This window comes from Vibrio sp. D420a, assembly GCF_030248625.1.
Lineage (GTDB): Bacteria > Pseudomonadota > Gammaproteobacteria > Enterobacterales > Vibrionaceae > Vibrio > Vibrio fortis_A.
This window is the reverse complement of record NZ_JAHGAN010000005.1, coordinates 248,811-265,153: the sequence shown is the minus strand read 5'-3', so window position 1 is coordinate 265,153 and position 16,343 is coordinate 248,811. Positions and strand designations below refer to the sequence as shown.

Below are 16,343 nucleotides of genomic sequence, written 5' to 3'. Positions count from 1 at the left end.
CGGGTCAACTACAGAATCTGCCTTAAACGCCTTGTTATATTTTTATACGCCACTCTGAAATCTTGTGACCTTCTTCTGTGGTTGCTTCGTATGGCTGTACATTTTCGTGCGGTTGACTCACATTAAACGGCACGTCTAAATCATCTAAAAATATGATATGTTCTTGAAACACCAATTCATGCTCTATAGGGTAGCAAACCCATGAACGAATAAAATTGCTATTCTCGGGATCGGTTATTGATATTATAAATGATACGGCATTTCCTCCCTTTAATACGTCCTCAGCTGTTCTCCAGTGTTCAACGTAATCATCGATGCCCCAGAAACTTAATTCCGCTATAAAACTCTCTTGATAAGGGCCGATTACAACCTTCCCTTTCCCATCATCATTGAGTAAAAAACTAAAGTTGCTCATATCTGCCTCGAAAATATAACATTCTTAATAACAGGCAGTCTCGTTTTTCTACCTGAATGACTTTCGACCAACTTATCATAAGCTGTTAAAAATTAAAGAAAACATATCGAAATATGTACTCTAACCTCACGTAAAAACGCGTCGGCGTGTTATCCAAGGTATGAAAGTCATATAACCATTAAGAAACCACAACTTACAAAACTCGCCATCGACAAAGTGAGACTAGAAATTCAATAAAACATGCCACTTTCAATATTCAGACAACCTTCAAGCTTAATAAACTGTCTAGATATACAGAAAAGTAAATAAAGATGGTAAGTGAATCAGCCATGAACTTGATGTTAGGTTTTGCAGGGGGAAAAAGTGAGTTTAGGTATAGACTTGCGGTGTTAGCATTGGCCGCTGGACATAAGCGAATAACTGGTCATGAAACTCATTCATTTGTTGCTTAGTGCATTTTGGCCAATTTAAGGCTTCCCCTATCACACCATGATGCTGAAACGCATTGAGACGAATCGCTACGATTTCTGGCAATGAGCTAAGGTAACGGCCTACCTGTTCGACTTCTGCATCTAAGTCGCTTTTTCCGGGGATATGCAGTAAACGGACTTCATGTAGCTTTTGATGTTCCGCTAAGAAGTTGATTGAAGAGAGTACACGGTGATTCTCGCGCCCCACTAACCATTGATGAGTTTCATTTTGCCATGATTTTAGGTCGATCATTGCGCCATCAAGGTACGGCAGAACCCTACTCCAGCCTTCCGATGAAAGTGAGCCATTACTATCAATAAAACAGGTTAAATGAGAGAGCTGAGGATCGGTTTTGATTGCTTTAAAGAGTTCGATAATAAACGGCAGCTGCATTGTCGCTTCACCGCCTGAGATGGTAACTCCGCTTAAAAAGAACTGATTTTCTCTCGCGATTTCAAGAACATCAGTAACTGTCATCAGTGATATTTTCGGGCTCGACTTATGACTGCACACATCAATGCACCTGTCACAATGTGTACATTTTTCCGGATGCCAAGTAACTGTACCAGATTCACTATTTTGAGTTAGCGCTTCACTTGGGCATTCAGGAACACAATCACCACAATGGTTGCAGTGATTGATGGTGTGAGGGTTGTGACAAGTGATGCAATCAAAGTTGCACCCTTGTAGAAACAACACCAAGCGATTTCCCGGCCCGTCAACACAAGAAAAGGTCAGCACACGGCTGACCTTCGCTTGTTTTTCTGCCTTTATATTTTTAGTAACCCTAGCCATGTGAGTCGTTAGATCAGAAAATTTATTGTTCGTAGGTAGGTGACATTTCTAAGCTCGCCACACGTGGTTTACGCTCCAAAATACCAGTGTTTTTTGCAGCCTCTGCGCCCAAGAAAGTGGTATTGGTACGAGAACCCTCTTCGTCATATTTTGCGATATCAGAGAGCTTAATCATGTAGCCCGTCACGCGCACCAAATCGTTCGACGCGACGTTTGCAGTAAACTCACGATAACCGGCTTGAATTGCACCTTTACATAGGTTGAACATCGCCTCAGGGTTCGATTTTACAGTCTCATCAATCGTTAAGATGTCACTGATGCCTGATGTGTAGAACTTATGATGACCTGCGGTTGCTCGCACGTAAGAGACTGGATCTGGCTCAGTTCCGTAAGGAATACGCACACCTGGGGTTACATCTTTATCAAGACTAATACCGCCTTGTGCGTGCAGCAGTGCTTTACCGTTTAAGCCATATTGAACTGGTGAGGATTCAACGATCTCTGCGAGCTTTTCAGAGATGGTGTGACCGAGTGTGTTGGCTGCTTCATCGTGTCCGTACTTAGCTTCAGCACCCTCTTTCTCCATCAGGATGTTGACGGCTTCTGCCATGCCGTAGATACCAAACATAGGCGCGAATCGCGCTTCTTCAATCAAGCCCTCTTTCGTCAAGAAGCCTTCAAAGAAATTCGACTCTTCATGAAGGAAACGACTGCGAGCATCCATCAGCTCAACCATGATGTTGGCGTATGTCGGCAGTACTCGCTGTAGAAAATCGGCGCTGTCTTTAGACTTTAGCGCGACCTCTTTTAAGTTCATACGGACCAAGGTATTTGATCCACCAGCAAGCGGCAGAGAGTTATAGCAACTCACGATTCCAAAGCGCTTATCACCGTAAGCACTCGCGTGTGCTGGGTAGTTTGCGATATGAGGTTTACTGCATTCACAGATGTTGCTCGCTGCTTGACGCAAAAGATCGTCAGGTGTCACTGCAGGGTCGTACATAAAGGTTAAGTTAGGCGCGATCTGCTTAAGCTCAGCGTCTACTCGCAAAATAGTGCGACAGATGATGTTATCTGCAGGGCCGATATTCACATGCATGAACGCATTAGGGAGTGTGCGATCTAACATAATCCAGAACAGTTTTAGTTTTTGATAGATTTGTTCGTCTGTTAGATCGCCAACGAAAGGCATTAACACATCATCCAGTTGACCAAGGTACACAGGAATAGAGGTCACGGATGGCACATGGTGATAGATGATCGTCAACATGTTGAGCGCTTCATCTAAATTGGTCGCCGCGCTGAGTTCTAAATACTCTGAGCCTTGATGTAAGTATTTAGAATAGTCTGGTAAGACGTAGCGCGGCTTAAACGGCGCATGGCCTTCAAACATGTCACACAGCACCCCGTCTTTGAGTGCTTGTTCAGCTTCTTGGCTGATTGGCATATACGGTAGGCTTGCTTCCGCTTCTAACGCTAAATAGCTCGACTTCTGCTTAGGTGATAAGTTGGCATCCGAAATAATATTGTGGAAACGTTGCTGAAGTTCAGGCATTGGTGATGACGTTGTTTGGTGGCTCATGATAAAACCCTTTATATTTATATGGTCTTATTTTAAAAGAGTAATCACTTTTCCACTATTGAAATTTAATCAATTAAACATTTCCATTATGGAAAACCACCGTTTAATGTAACGCCCAAAAGAAAACCCACACTGCAAAACAGCATGGGTTTAGTCTATCTTTTAGTTTCAACGCATTAGCGTGATTTAGTATGGGTGGTAAGACTGCTTGCGTCCAACGCCCATAAGTACCTTTAATTTACCCTGAGGGGTATCAATCGAAAACGGTACTGATACTTCTACGTCTGAGAAGCCTGCCGCCATTAACACGTTCTCTGAGCGACTCAGTGTTAAACCAGACGCTTCGTCATCGCTCTCTACACACCAATCCCAGTGAACAAACAGTCCATCTTCTTCTAGAAGTGTGTAAATCAAACTCACCGTATCTTGCAGATTCGGGATAAAGCCACACACAGACGAAGCGACTACGACATCAAATTGCTTTCGAAATGCAGGGTGTTGAGCTGCTAAACCACGAGAAAGAATATCAACAACGGGCTCTACGTTGGGTAGCTCTTTTTTGTCGAGTTCTTCAATCATGGCTTCAGAGAAATCTAAAGCAATAATCTCTTTTGCAAAAGGGGACACTTTTTGGCTAAGCAGACCTGTGCCACAACCAAAATCAAGGACACGGGTTCCGTCTAGATCAACGAGCTGGCTCAACTGGTCAAATACGGCTTTTGCGAATTCAGCCGTTGCGGGTTCTTTATCCCAGTCTTTTGCGTACTCGTCCCATTGTTTCGCCATCATGGCCTCCATCTTTACTTCTTGTACGTTCGGAACCCTCTCAGATTAAACTAAATTGACCCGTTCGTCATAGAGTTATCATGCAATGATGGACTATTTCTAAGAGAATCAGCACAATATTCACATATAAATCTTACGATTCTCGCTCATTCCGGAAAATCTATGAACTTGTCTCAAATCCAAGCGTTTTGTTCCGTGGCAGACCTCGGCTCAGTGTCAGAGGCTGCACGCCAACTCGAATGCAACCGTACTAAGCTCAGCATGTCGATCAAAGCACTTGAAAAAGAGCTGGATGTTGAACTGTTCATTCGCAGTGGTAACCACGTTGAACTGTCTGAAGCGGGAAAAGCTATCTACAAGGATTGCGAAGGCATGTTGGTCACGGCTGCTCGCATAAAGCAGACTTGTTTGCATGTTTCAGGTGAGTTTAACGCCGAGATTTGGATAGCACGCGACGACTCTCTTCCCGATGAGATGTGGCAAGACCTATCGCATAAACTGAACAACCGCTACCCTTCCACCTCATTCAATATTGTTCTAGCTTCAAGTGGTGATTTGGCCAACCTTGTTGAAACCCAGCAGGTCGACTTTGCCTTTGGTGTCGATTACGAACGTGTTGATGACCCGAGGATCCTCTACAACCCACTCGGTAAGATTCGAATGATGTCGGTTTGCCAGAAAGGACACGCGCTTAGCCAAATGCGCCGAGTCTCTGATGAAGTACTACGTAACTCGATGCAAGCGACTATGGTTTACCTCAACGAGAAAGACAACCCTGTACTTGACCCGTTCTCGCGCCGCTACATAGGATTTTCGAGCTTCGATTACATGCTCGACACCATCATGCGTGAAGACGCTTGGGGCGTAATGCCAGAGCCGTTGATTCGTCACCTACTCCGCGAACAAAAACTATCTGTTATTAAGCATACGTACGGTTTAACTCAAGAAGATTACTGTATGTTTACTGCGGCAGGTATGGCGGAACACCCAGGTATGAACTGGTTAGCGGACAAGATCAGCGACTATCTGTTTGATTTTTAAATGTCAGACTCTATCTCGGTCTTCGACAGACACTTCATCTAATCTCTTTTCGATTTCGATGAGCATTAATCACGCTTAGTGCTCATCAACACCATCAATGTCGGTGCAATAGCTATTGACTGCGTTTGTTATTTAAGGCGCACATCCCTCTAGTACTCCTCAAACTATCCTTATCGATATCAGTCAGCGTCAAAAAACGTGACAGGCAAAATCACACTTAACCTTATGATTTAATTTAATAACTGATAAATACTACATTTTTGATTTTGCGTGAAGGCAGATTGAGTTTGTAAAACTCGCTCAGTATTAGAACAATGAAGTTATCGAAGACACTAGGAAATCATTATGTGTGACAGGACAAACCAAAACGAAAATCGAGTATTAATGTTCTCAGCCCTTCTTGCATCTGGCTTTGCATTGGGAGGCTTGGCACTAGGCTTAATTGTTGGTTCCCTCGTCATCGTATTCGACGGTGTTTATTCGCTGATCAGTTTACTGTTAACTTTATTGTCACTAGCTGCATCGAAGTACATTAATCGCCCATCAGACTCTAACTTCCCTTTTGGTCGCGCGATTATTGAGCCTATCGTTATCGCTTTTAAAGCTGCTGTAATTCTTATCGTCGTAGGTTATTCACTTTACTCTGCCGTTGGTGCGCTAATGACCGGCGGTCGTGAAGTCGACGCTTCAATCGCGACCATCTTTGGTGCATTGAACGTACTGGGTTGTGGTTACGCATGGTGGTACATCGCCAATAAAAGTAAGTCATTCTCTTCAGGTTTGATTGAAGCAGAATCGAAACAGTGGCAGATGGATACATTATTGAGTGTGGCGGTTACTGCAGGTTTCGTTGCAGCGTGGTTAATCACCTTGTCACCGTATGCTGAGTTTGCTGTGTACGCTGACCCGATGATGATGGTTCTGATGTCGTTCTACTTCATCAAAGTGCCATTCGATATGCTTAAACAAGCAATGCGTGAACTGCTGATGATGTCGGCGAACAAAGAGATTTGTGAAAAGGTTGATGAGAACGTTATCGCTGTTGATAAGGAAGCGGAACAAGACCTAGAGCTGAAAGGCGTAACGAAAGTAGGTCAAGAGCTGCGTATCAACGTTGATATCCACACCAATAACCAAGAAACCATTGCGGTCAATGATATTGAAAAGACGCGCCGCTTGCTGAAGCGACGCCTATCAAAAATGCCTTATGAGCTGAAACTCAACTTGAGCATTGCTAGTTAGAACAAGAAGCAAATCGCAACTAGGTCTTCGCTTGTTCGATATCACTACTCTCTGATTTAGCCGATGCTTTCTGTGTCGGCTTTTCTCTTGTTACCCACCAACACGCCAATGAACCAATGGTCACCATGCACACGCCTTGCAAGAAAGTGACTGTGAGTGACAAGCCAAGCAGCATTGAAGAGAATAGCGTCGAGAAGATTGGCGTAAAGTAAGACATGGTTGCAAGAAACACCATGTTTCCGCCGAGTATCGCCGTGTTCCACAACGCATAACCCGCTCCCATGGCCGCGCCCGCCAAAACAAGATCGATAGCAGCGCTCGTTGTCATCACCATTGCTGGTTCGTCACTCAGCGCATATTTAATCCATAGCGTTACAGCCGTTGCGATAAAGAACAACACGATCGCATTCTGACCTTTCGCCACGCGCTGCGTGTAGTTGCAATACACCGCCCAGATAATCGCGCCAAAGAACGCCATGGAATACGTTAGCGGGTTCGTCGCGACATTTGCAGCAATCTGTTGTACCGAGAGACCCTGATCGCCACTGATACTCCAAGCAACACCAAAGAAAGCAAGGACGATACTTGGATAAACCAATAAATTAGTTTTCTTCTTACTGAGTAAAACGGCAAACAGTACCGTTAACGCTGGCCATAAGTAGTTAATGACAGCCATTTCGATGGCTTGGTGACGGCTGTTCGCCATACCCAGTGCAAGAGCCAAAAATATCTCGTAGCAGACGAAAAGCGAGCCTCCAATCAGCAAATACGATTTAGAGAAGCGCGAAATTTTCGGTAACCCCATGGTAAAGACCAACAAGATCGAACTCACCGTATAAAGGCTGGCGGCCCCTCCAATCGGTCCTAACTGTTCAGATACACTGCGTGAGAGCGCGATTAAGCAGCTCCACAATAGAATGGCCATCACGCCATAACAACTGTAACGATGAGTCTTTAACACTTGATTACCTTTTTACAAAGCCAACTTAAGCCATTTCCTAAATGGCGAGCATAAACCAGAAACTTGGCTAATTGATAGAAAAAACAAAATAAGACTTCCTAAAATAAACAACACTTCGTACAATATAATCATATTTATTCCATCACTATTACTTTAATGAACTATACCGATAGCTTTACTCACTACCTAGACCAGCAACTAAAAGAAGTCATTGCTTCTCAAGGCGCAGGGGCTATCGGCCAAGTCAAAAAAGCGATGGATGCCGAAGCAGTTCGACAAAACAAAACCATCCCAAGCTCTATAAAACTGTTTGTAGACGGTTTTTGTGTATTGAGAAAAGGCAAGGTTAAACAAGCGCTTGTCTATCTTAGTCAAGCTCTGAATAAAGCCGATGCTTCACCCTCTTTGATCCTGAAATATTACATCGAATATGGTTTGGGTATCGCCATGATTCGTTCGGGAAATTTCACCGAAGCCATTGTTGAATTGACTAAGGCTTCTGAGTGCAAACACATTGATAGCCCCTACTTGCTTGCGCGAATCTACGCGAACTTAGGCTATATCTTTCTCGAAGCAGAGGATTTTCATAAAGCGCACTACTACTGTGAATTAGCTTGGGAAACGAGCGTGCAAACCCCAGAGCAGATGGTGATCTCACCAGTGTTAACCAACCTGGCCTTCACCAACAGCAAATTGGGTCGGTTTGATGTGGCTATCAAGCAGTTTGAGCAGTACAGCGAAACGCTATCGCGACACGCCAGTCCACTCGGTGAATTCTTTTATCACAACGCCTTTGGAGCCCACTTAGAGCTCCTGGGAGAGCCACAACAAGCGCTTAAGCACTTCTGTAAAGCGATTCAATGTGCAGAGCAATTATCAGATGATTTCTACTTATTAGATGCGCTGCTTGAATATTGTCGTTGTGCTATCGAGAACCAGCATATTGATCATCTCGACACGCATATCCAAAAAGCACTGCCTCTCGTTGAAGCATTCGGAAGCGCTAAGATGTTGGAGGCGTTTGCCTCAATCCTGCATCAAGAGTCGAAATTTAACCGTGACGCAGCGGTGAAGAGTGAACGACTAGAGCAAGCCTTCAATTTACAGTCAAAGGCGCTCAAGCTGCACGGTGAAAGTAACAGCGAATCGATCTCTCAGCTTTATCAGCTCCACTCTGAGCGTCCCCAACTAGAGAACGCACAGTCACTGGCTAAGAACTTGGAATTGATCTCTTCGTTTGGCGAGTACCTTGGTTCACACAATGACCTTACCGACATGGTATTTCGTCTGTACAACGACCTTTCAAAGCTGATGTCTGTCGATTGTCTTGCTTTGGGCCTATACGACGAGGCGTCTGAGCAGCTCCATTACGAGCAATTCATCGACCTTGGTAATCTACTACCACCGTTCACTATCGATTGTCGTGGTGAGTCGACTTTAAGCACCTATTGTATTAAGAACAATCTGTCTTTCGTTCACGGTAGTTTTTCCCCTGAAGTACTACAAAAGCTTGTCAATAACGATCCAACTGCCCATGCATTTGTCGGTACAACGCAAGAGGATTACCCGTCTGTTATCATGATCCCGTTGACACTCGATCATAAGACGTTAGGAGTGCTGACGATACAGACCCACCAGCCACATGCTTACCAGGACTACCATATGTCTTTGATTAAGCACCTTGGCTCCTACATCGCAGTCGACTTACAGAATAAACAGCACAAGAAGCAGCTTGAGGCACAAAAAAAAGAGCTTAATCGCTTAGCGAACCTAGACCCTCTAACAGGCCTCTTTAACCGAGTCTCGCTCGGTTCATCGATTCAGAAGCTACAAAAATGCCCACAAGCAGCGAATAAGATCGCTGTTCTATTGTGTGATGTAGATTTCTACAAGCAGTACAACGACAGCTATGGCCATGTCAAAGGTGATGACGTATTAAAGGAGATCGCTAACCTACTTCGAACTCACTTCACCAAAGAGCACTGTAAAGTATTCCGATTTGGAGGTGATGAGTTTCTTATCCTAACGGAATGCATGATGAAGCCAGAACTTGAGAAAAAAGTACGCAGCTTCATGGCAGACCTGTATCAAAGAAACATTGAGCACAGCGCTTCATCATGCAGTGACAGGATCACCGTATCCATCGGAGGAGCAGTTTTCGATCACAGCACCAAGAGCTTGTTACTCGACTCTGAACTCATCCAAAAAGCCGATGAAGCTTTGTATTCCATCAAGGATAAAGGTCGAAATGGGTCGCTGATCATTGATGCTGAAGAATTCACAACACCAGAACCTAGTGATGCTTTCCCGCTACCGTTTATGTAGTGGTATTCAAAGCCCAACACCTAATTCGTCAATCAAGCTCCAATAAAAAAGGTACCCAATTTCAAAATTAGGTACCTTCAACATCTGCCATCTTTTGTTGAGATTAAGCGAGCAATAGAGCCTTTAATTCACTCAGTGATGCAACTTGGTAGTGCGGCTCAATTCCACTTGGTCGTGGCTTACTGTCAACGTTCAACCAACAAGTTTCAATACCAAAATCGATGCCACCTAGAATATCTGAATGAGGGTTATCACCAACCATCAGCATGCGCTCTTTGGCAGGAGCACCACTAATGCGATGTGCATGATCAAAGATAGCGAAATCGGGCTTAGCGACGCCAACTTCTTCTGAAATCACCACATGGTCAAAATAGTCCGTCATCCCCATTCGCTCTAAACGAATGGCTTGCAGCTCAGTAAAGCCGTTGGTAATGATGCCCATTTTAACTTTGCCTTGCAGCGCATCCATCAGCTCTTTCGCCCCCGGTAGCAAGGTACAAATATCGGCCATTGCATTTAAGAAAGCACTGTTAAGTACTGCTGTTGTTGTATCTAGCTGTTTCGCCCACGACTCAAAGCGCGTGTGCTTAAGCTGATCTGCTGTAATCTTGCCGTCTTGATAATCAACCCATAGTGGTAAGTTCACTTTTTGATACGCCGCGTAATCTTGTTCGTCAAAATCGACGCCAAAACGAGAGAACATCAGCTTCATTCCTTTAAAAGAGTCAAAGTGAAAGAGCGTTTCATCCGCATCAAAAAATATCCAGTCGTACTTCATTACCTATCCTACTTGGGTTTGATCATTCTTAAGAGGCGATGCCTCATCTTGCACACTTTCAACACAACTGTGAGCTTGTAGAAAGTTCTGACTTTTTATAGAAGTCACGCATCAACTTATGATGTATCGCAAATTTTGCCACATATTAAACTAATAACATACAAGAAACACATCTCAATACCGGAGGTATTATGAAGCACTTCTTACCATCGTCTGTCATGCTCACACCATTTCTTGTCAAAAACTACGATGCTTTCGTCGGTGAAAACTCTGCACAAGATACCGATAAAGAAATCGTAAACAGTGAAAAAACTATTGATGAAACCATCGATACCGAGAAAACAAAAAGTTAATGATATTAGAACTTTATGTGTATTTCTTGCATCAACAATATTCATTCTCATATAGATGGCGTACGGTTGGCGCCACCTATTATTATTCAAATTATCATTAGAAACTAGCTAACCGTTTGCTTCATGAAGCACGTCACAATCCCTAACTACAAAGTGGTAGTTAGGTGCGAAAATTGTCCCAGATCAATTGTTCCACAGGCCTTTATCGCCAACATAGAACTCAAGCAAAAATCATAATTTAACTGGAGCAATTCATGGCTAGTGCATTTTTTATCCCTACAATCAACTTCATGGGCACAGGCTGTTTAAAAGACGCAGCGGACAGCATTCAATCACAAGGTTTTAAGAAAGGTCTGATCGTTACAGACAAAATCTTGAACCAAATCGGTGTTGTTAAACAAGTACAAGATCTACTTGAAGAGCGTGGCGTTAACACAGTTGTGTTCGATGGTACTCAACCAAACCCAACTACGGCCAACGTAACAGACGGCCTTGAACTACTAACAAACAACGAGTGTGACTTCGTCGTTTCTCTTGGTGGTGGTTCTCCACACGATTGTGCGAAAGGTATTGCACTAGTTGCGGCTAACGGTGGCAAGATTGCTGACTACGAAGGCGTAGACCAATCTGAAAAACCAATGATGCCACTGATCGCTATCAACACGACAGCTGGTACGGCTTCTGAGATGACTCGCTTCTGTATCATCACTGATGAAGCTCGCCACATCAAAATGGCAATCGTAGATAAGCACACTACGCCACTGATCTCTGTAAACGATCCTGAGCTAATGCTTGCTAAGCCTGCATCACTAACTGCAGCTACAGGTATGGATGCACTGACTCACGCAATCGAAGCGTACGTATCTATCGCGGCAACGCCAATTACAGATGCTGTAGCAATCAAAGCGATTGAGCTTATCCAAGCGCACCTACGCACAGCAGTAAGCAACGGTGACGACATCGAAGCTCGTGAGCAAATGGCTTACGCACAATTCATGGCTGGTATGGCGTTCAACAACGCATCTCTAGGTTATGTACACGCAATGGCGCACCAACTGGGTGGTTTCTACGACCTTCCACACGGTGTATGTAACGCGATTCTTCTTCCACACGTTCAACGCTACAACGCGCAAGTATGTCCTGAGCGTCTACGTGACGTGGCTAAAGCGATGGGCGTAAATGTTGAAGAAATGACGGCAGAGCAAGGTGCTGAAGCAGCTATCGCTTCTATCGTAACTCTAGCGGCTGATGTTGGCATTCCTGCTGGTATCGCTCAACTGGGTGCGAAACTAGAAGACATCCCAACACTGTCTGACAACGCACTGAAAGACGCTTGTGGTTTCACTAACCCGAAACAAGCAACGCACGAAGAAATTTCAGCGATTTTTGAAGCGGCAATGTAGCCCTTCAATTTATAAAATACCAAACTTTATATGTTAGTTTGAAAGTGGGCTTGCCATCGGTGAGCCCATTTTTTTATCGAGCAAAGTCACAATAATTGACAAGATAAACCACAAACACGCAGTGAAATAGATCACATATTAAAACAATGGTTATTTTTTATTTCGAAGCCAAAGTGAGTCTCTGCGAACAGTGCAGCGTAACCTAAAGAACACAATTCCATATATTATTTTTTATTTATCTTAGTGTTACTAACATAATGAATCATAAACCAAACAAATAAATACCAAGTGTAACTATTCATTTAGTCAAAAATGCATTTTTATGCACCTTGCGCAAACCCAGTTCATTTCCTAGCTTTCTTATGCAACATAATCTATGCAACGTCAGTTTAGGATGAACTAATGAAAAAGAACCCACTCACTATTGTGCTAGGGTTAACTGCTAGTGTGGGTCTGGTCGGTTGTCTTGACGACTCCGATTCAGACTCGTCTAGCGGTTCCGCGTCCAGCACATCTTATAGCGTAACGGCCATTGATGGATACTTGAATGGTGCCCAAGTTTGGTTAGACCTTAATGCTAACTTCCAGTTAGATTCTAACGAGCCTTCTGCCACCACAGGAGAAGGAGGTAAAGCTAGCCTAGATATTACTGGTATTGATAATCCAGAAACCCACCCTCTTGTCGTTAGATCGATAAAAGGTCAAACCGTTGATGAAGATACGGGCAATACCGTCGCATCCGACTACGTAATGTCCGCTCCTGCCGGAGAAAGAGACGTCACACCACTCTCCACTTTAGTACATGTCCAACTTGAATCAGGGCAAGCAGCCAGCAAAGAAGAAGCAATCACAAATGTTGCGACAGAAATGGGATTAGAAGAAGGTGAAGTTCTTGGTGATTACAAAGAAAACAATAACGAGAAAGCGGCCTTTGGTGCGAGAAGCCTAGTTGCATCAGGGAACTTACCAGAGAGCCCTGAAGAATTGAACACTGCTGCCAACGATAACGACGGCAATAATGATCTCTTAGCTGCTATCAGTGTTGTAAACTCAAAAATCAAAGAAATTGTTGAAGACAACGAAGCAGATTTAGATTCCATTGTCTTCAACAAATCAGGTGTGGCAGACAAGGATACAGATAAAGATGGTGTCGCAGATGAAGATGATGCCTTTCCAAGCGACAGCAGTGAATGGCTAGATAGTGACAATGATGAAATTGGTGACAATGCCGATACTGATGACGATGGAGACGGCGTTTCTGATACAGAAGATGAAATGCCGTTAGATCCGAATGAAACCAAAGACTCAGATTCTGATGGCAAAGGTGATAATGCCGATCTAGATGACGATAATGACGGAGTTCCAGACACCGAAGACGCATTCGACTTCGACCCAACAGAGACACTAGACACTGATAATGATGGTATCGGCAATAATACTGATGAAGATGATGATGGCGATGAAGTCAATGACGCAGAAGACGCATTTCCACTTGACCCATCAGAAAGTGTTGATACCGACGAAGATAGTATAGGAAACAACGCTGATACCGATGATGATGGTGATGGTGTTTCCGACGAAGAAGATGACTTCCCATTAGATAAAGACGAATCTCTCGACACCGATAAGGATGGAATCGGTAATAACGCAGATACAGATGACGATGGTGATGAAGTTAGTGACGAAAACGATGCGTTCCCACTAGACAGCTCTGAAACGGTTGATACTGACAAGGATAACATAGGCAACAATGCAGATACTGATGATGATGGTGACGGCGTTTCTGATGAAGAAGATGACTTTCCATTAGATAAGGATGAATCTGTCGACACCGACAAGGATGGCATTGGTAATAATGCAGACCCCGATGACGACAATGACGGTATCGACGATGAAAACGACCTCGATCCGACCGATCCAGATGTAGGTTTATCGGACACGGCAAAGGCAATCGAATTCATCAAATCAGAAGGCGCTATTTACTCTCTTTGGGAGGAAGATTACGACAAGATCACCCAACTCTTTATCGACACCTTTACTCCAAATGGTGATGTTGCTCCATTAACCCAAATTCAGCGAGTTAAATCTGACGGAACGTTAATCACAGTACCAAACGATTATGAGTCAGACACCCAACTCACTGAGCAAGGTTGGACATCAATCCCCGAAGAATATGTACTGGATATCAGCGATAGTAAAATAATGGCTTACCCAGTAGATCACCCGACGTTAACTTACAGTGCAACGGCAATACATAAAGATCTATCTGGCGTCTCTATTTCCTCTTACAACCTAGATTTAGACTTGTTGGAAGACAGTCAGGCTAGCTACCCTGATGGCTCAACGGCCGTAGTTCTTAACTTCACTCCAGTTAACGATGCGTACTATCTTTGGACTAACTGGACGCCATGGGTTTTTGATGGTCACAATGGCAAAGACAATGCAACATTAGACGAACTGGTCGTAGACACAAGTGCAGGTGAAGTTGGCCAGACATCGATGTACTACGGTGTATCAATTGGATGGGATGTTAGTGCCGAACTAGTCTCTGACAATACGGTCAACTTTTATTCTTTAAATTGGAATGATGGAGAAGCTGTAAGGGTATCGTCAGCCACTTGGACTCGCTCAACGATGAACAATGAAGACATTATTATGTTTACTGTTCCCGAGGAAGCTATCGCAGAGTGGGGCGAAAGCTTTGATCAAGACTCTCCGCATGTCTTATTTAGCGTTGTTGACGGCCAACTCCATCAAGGTTCACTTGAAAAGGCAGGAGAACCAGAAGTTGATGAAAGCATCTACATCAATGCTATTGCTCGAGATGCTGCTTTAAACATTGTCGATGTACCTGTTTCCACATGTAGTACGGGAGACGACGAAGACGACACCGCAACAATACAAGAGTTTGAAGCCGCTGTTACAGCTTGTGGTGGTAGAATCACAATCACGGAACAGATGATCGTCGACCAAAATTTCCATCGTGTTAAGGGCAATGGTGACACCCGTGACTACTTCTTTAACGCAGATGGGACGGTAGACGTTTCTAAAAATGGTGAATACGGATATACAGACAATTGGAGCATAAACAATGGTCAAGTGGTAGTCACTTATACTGAAGCAGACTATAGCGCATCATGGACCTGGACGTTAATTGAGCAATCAGATTCAGTATGGTCGTTGAAATTCTATGAATCTGAGGTTCAGGGTGAACAGTCGAAGCAATTAATTTGGTCGGACACTGTGGAACTCATAGAAGGCAATGTCATTTGTAGCTTCCCCGAAAATTCTAGCGCGTCATTAGATAGCTTTAAAAATGACCTCTCAGAATATTCAGATTGTGCTGACGAGCCACTAACCTCTGAACTATCGGGGTTACAGCTTGGTAGAGTGAAAAGTAATGGGGAAACTCGTGGATATCAATTTAATGAAGATGGCACGGCCATAAATTACCGTAACGGAATCCCTAGATATTGGGTATGGGAATTTGACACAGATAACAACATGTATGTTGTTTACTATGACGAGGAAAAGACTGAGTTAGCCGAATATATTACTGTTTTGTACAACAGAGAAGGCTCCGTGAGTCTCGCTTTCTACGAACCAGAAGCATCTGAATCTTGGGCTTCAACCTACGAAGACCTATCGACTAGCAATGGCATTCTCTATTGTGATACAGGCAATACTGATTGGAATGACGAAGACAACGTGCCAATTTATGGCTCTTTCCAAGACTACAAAGATAGCGTGGAATCTTGTATAGAACTAAGTGACTCCAAGGCAGCATTTAGTGCGGAATACTTCGACAGAAAAATCAGCTTCACAAGCAACTCAGATGAAGACGGTGAATTCGAAACTTTCGTATTTGAAGAAGATGGCACTGGCTCCTATATAGTTTCACATGTAGATGACGGTGACCAAGAGAACTTAACCATGACTTGGACTGTTAACGATGAAACGAACCTGGTAGACGTAGTTATCGATGCCGGAGAAATCACAGCAAGAGATACGTTAGCTATTATTGACAGTAATAGTATCGAGTTTTCTATCAAAGGCTTCTCAAGGGGAAGCGACTGGGATGGCGTAGGAGATGACAACGGAGGTGATATTTGGTCTCGAATTTTCACTGCTGACCAACCCGATGACTAATTAGGCGAAACTCATCCAACAAATCAATGCCCCCTTAATTGG

The 16,343-nt window shown here is 43.8% G+C and carries 12 protein-coding genes; 6 read left to right on the top strand and 6 right to left on the bottom strand.

The window, feature by feature from the left end; genetic code table 11:
• Positions 1-34: 34 nt before the first annotated feature.
• From KI743_RS06775 to KI743_RS06760, 4 genes are all read right to left on the bottom strand, one after another.
• Positions 35-415 (bottom strand): hypothetical protein, encoded by a 381-nt coding sequence (locus KI743_RS06775; RefSeq protein WP_285465675.1) that lies wholly within the window; start codon positions 413-415, stop codon positions 35-37.
• Positions 416-784: 369 nt separating this feature from the next.
• On the bottom strand, positions 785-1,681 hold the full coding sequence (locus KI743_RS06770; protein WP_285465674.1) for a YjjW family glycine radical enzyme activase: 897 nt from the start codon (positions 1,679-1,681) through the stop codon (positions 785-787).
• 22 nt (positions 1,682-1,703) lie between these two features.
• Positions 1,704-3,263 carry a YjjI family glycine radical enzyme gene (locus KI743_RS06765; RefSeq protein ID WP_285465673.1) on the bottom strand — a complete coding sequence of 520 codons (1,560 nt, stop codon included), beginning with the start codon at positions 3,261-3,263 and terminating at the stop codon, positions 1,704-1,706.
• Positions 3,264-3,449: 186 nt separating this feature from the next.
• Positions 3,450-4,049, bottom strand: a complete 600-nt coding sequence (locus tag KI743_RS06760; RefSeq protein WP_285465672.1) for a class I SAM-dependent methyltransferase — start codon at positions 4,047-4,049, stop codon at positions 3,450-3,452.
• A gap of 162 nt (positions 4,050-4,211) precedes the next feature.
• Here KI743_RS06760 and KI743_RS06755 point away from each other — a divergent pair, with 162 nt between their 5' ends.
• A complete protein-coding gene (locus tag KI743_RS06755) occupies positions 4,212-5,090 on the top strand; it encodes a LysR family transcriptional regulator (RefSeq protein WP_032550362.1) in 879 nt (292 codons plus the stop codon).
• Positions 5,091-5,435: 345 nt separating this feature from the next.
• A complete protein-coding gene (locus tag KI743_RS06750; RefSeq protein ID WP_032550361.1) occupies positions 5,436-6,332 on the top strand; it encodes a cation diffusion facilitator family transporter in 897 nt (298 codons plus the stop codon).
• A 19-nt stretch (positions 6,333-6,351) separates the two neighbouring features.
• Here KI743_RS06750 and yddG read toward each other — a convergent pair whose 3' ends face one another.
• A complete protein-coding gene (yddG, locus tag KI743_RS06745) occupies positions 6,352-7,293 on the bottom strand; it encodes an aromatic amino acid DMT transporter YddG (protein WP_285465671.1) in 942 nt (313 codons plus the stop codon).
• Between the two features lie 156 nt (positions 7,294-7,449).
• Here yddG and KI743_RS06740 point away from each other — a divergent pair, with 156 nt between their 5' ends.
• The gene (locus tag KI743_RS06740; protein ID WP_285465670.1) at positions 7,450-9,618 is read left to right on the top strand and encodes a diguanylate cyclase; all 2,169 of its coding nucleotides are present in this window, start codon (positions 7,450-7,452) and stop codon (positions 9,616-9,618) included.
• Positions 9,619-9,721: 103 nt separating this feature from the next.
• Here KI743_RS06740 and yjjG read toward each other — a convergent pair whose 3' ends face one another.
• A complete protein-coding gene (yjjG, locus tag KI743_RS06735) occupies positions 9,722-10,396 on the bottom strand; it encodes a pyrimidine 5'-nucleotidase (protein ID WP_150868747.1) in 675 nt (224 codons plus the stop codon).
• A gap of 191 nt (positions 10,397-10,587) precedes the next feature.
• Here yjjG and KI743_RS06730 point away from each other — a divergent pair, with 191 nt between their 5' ends.
• The 3 genes from KI743_RS06730 (at position 10,588) to KI743_RS06720 (ending at position 16,301) form a co-directional block, all read left to right on the top strand.
• Positions 10,588-10,749, top strand: a complete 162-nt coding sequence (locus KI743_RS06730) for a hypothetical protein (protein ID WP_191907551.1) — start codon at positions 10,588-10,590, stop codon at positions 10,747-10,749.
• 254 nt (positions 10,750-11,003) lie between these two features.
• Positions 11,004-12,152, top strand: coding sequence for an L-threonine dehydrogenase (yiaY, locus tag KI743_RS06725; protein ID WP_032550357.1), 1,149 nt, complete (start codon positions 11,004-11,006; stop codon positions 12,150-12,152).
• Between the two features lie 402 nt (positions 12,153-12,554).
• Entirely contained in the window at positions 12,555-16,301 is a 3,747-nt protein-coding gene (locus KI743_RS06720; RefSeq protein ID WP_285465669.1) for a hypothetical protein, read from the top strand.
• Positions 16,302-16,343 lie beyond the last annotated feature (42 nt).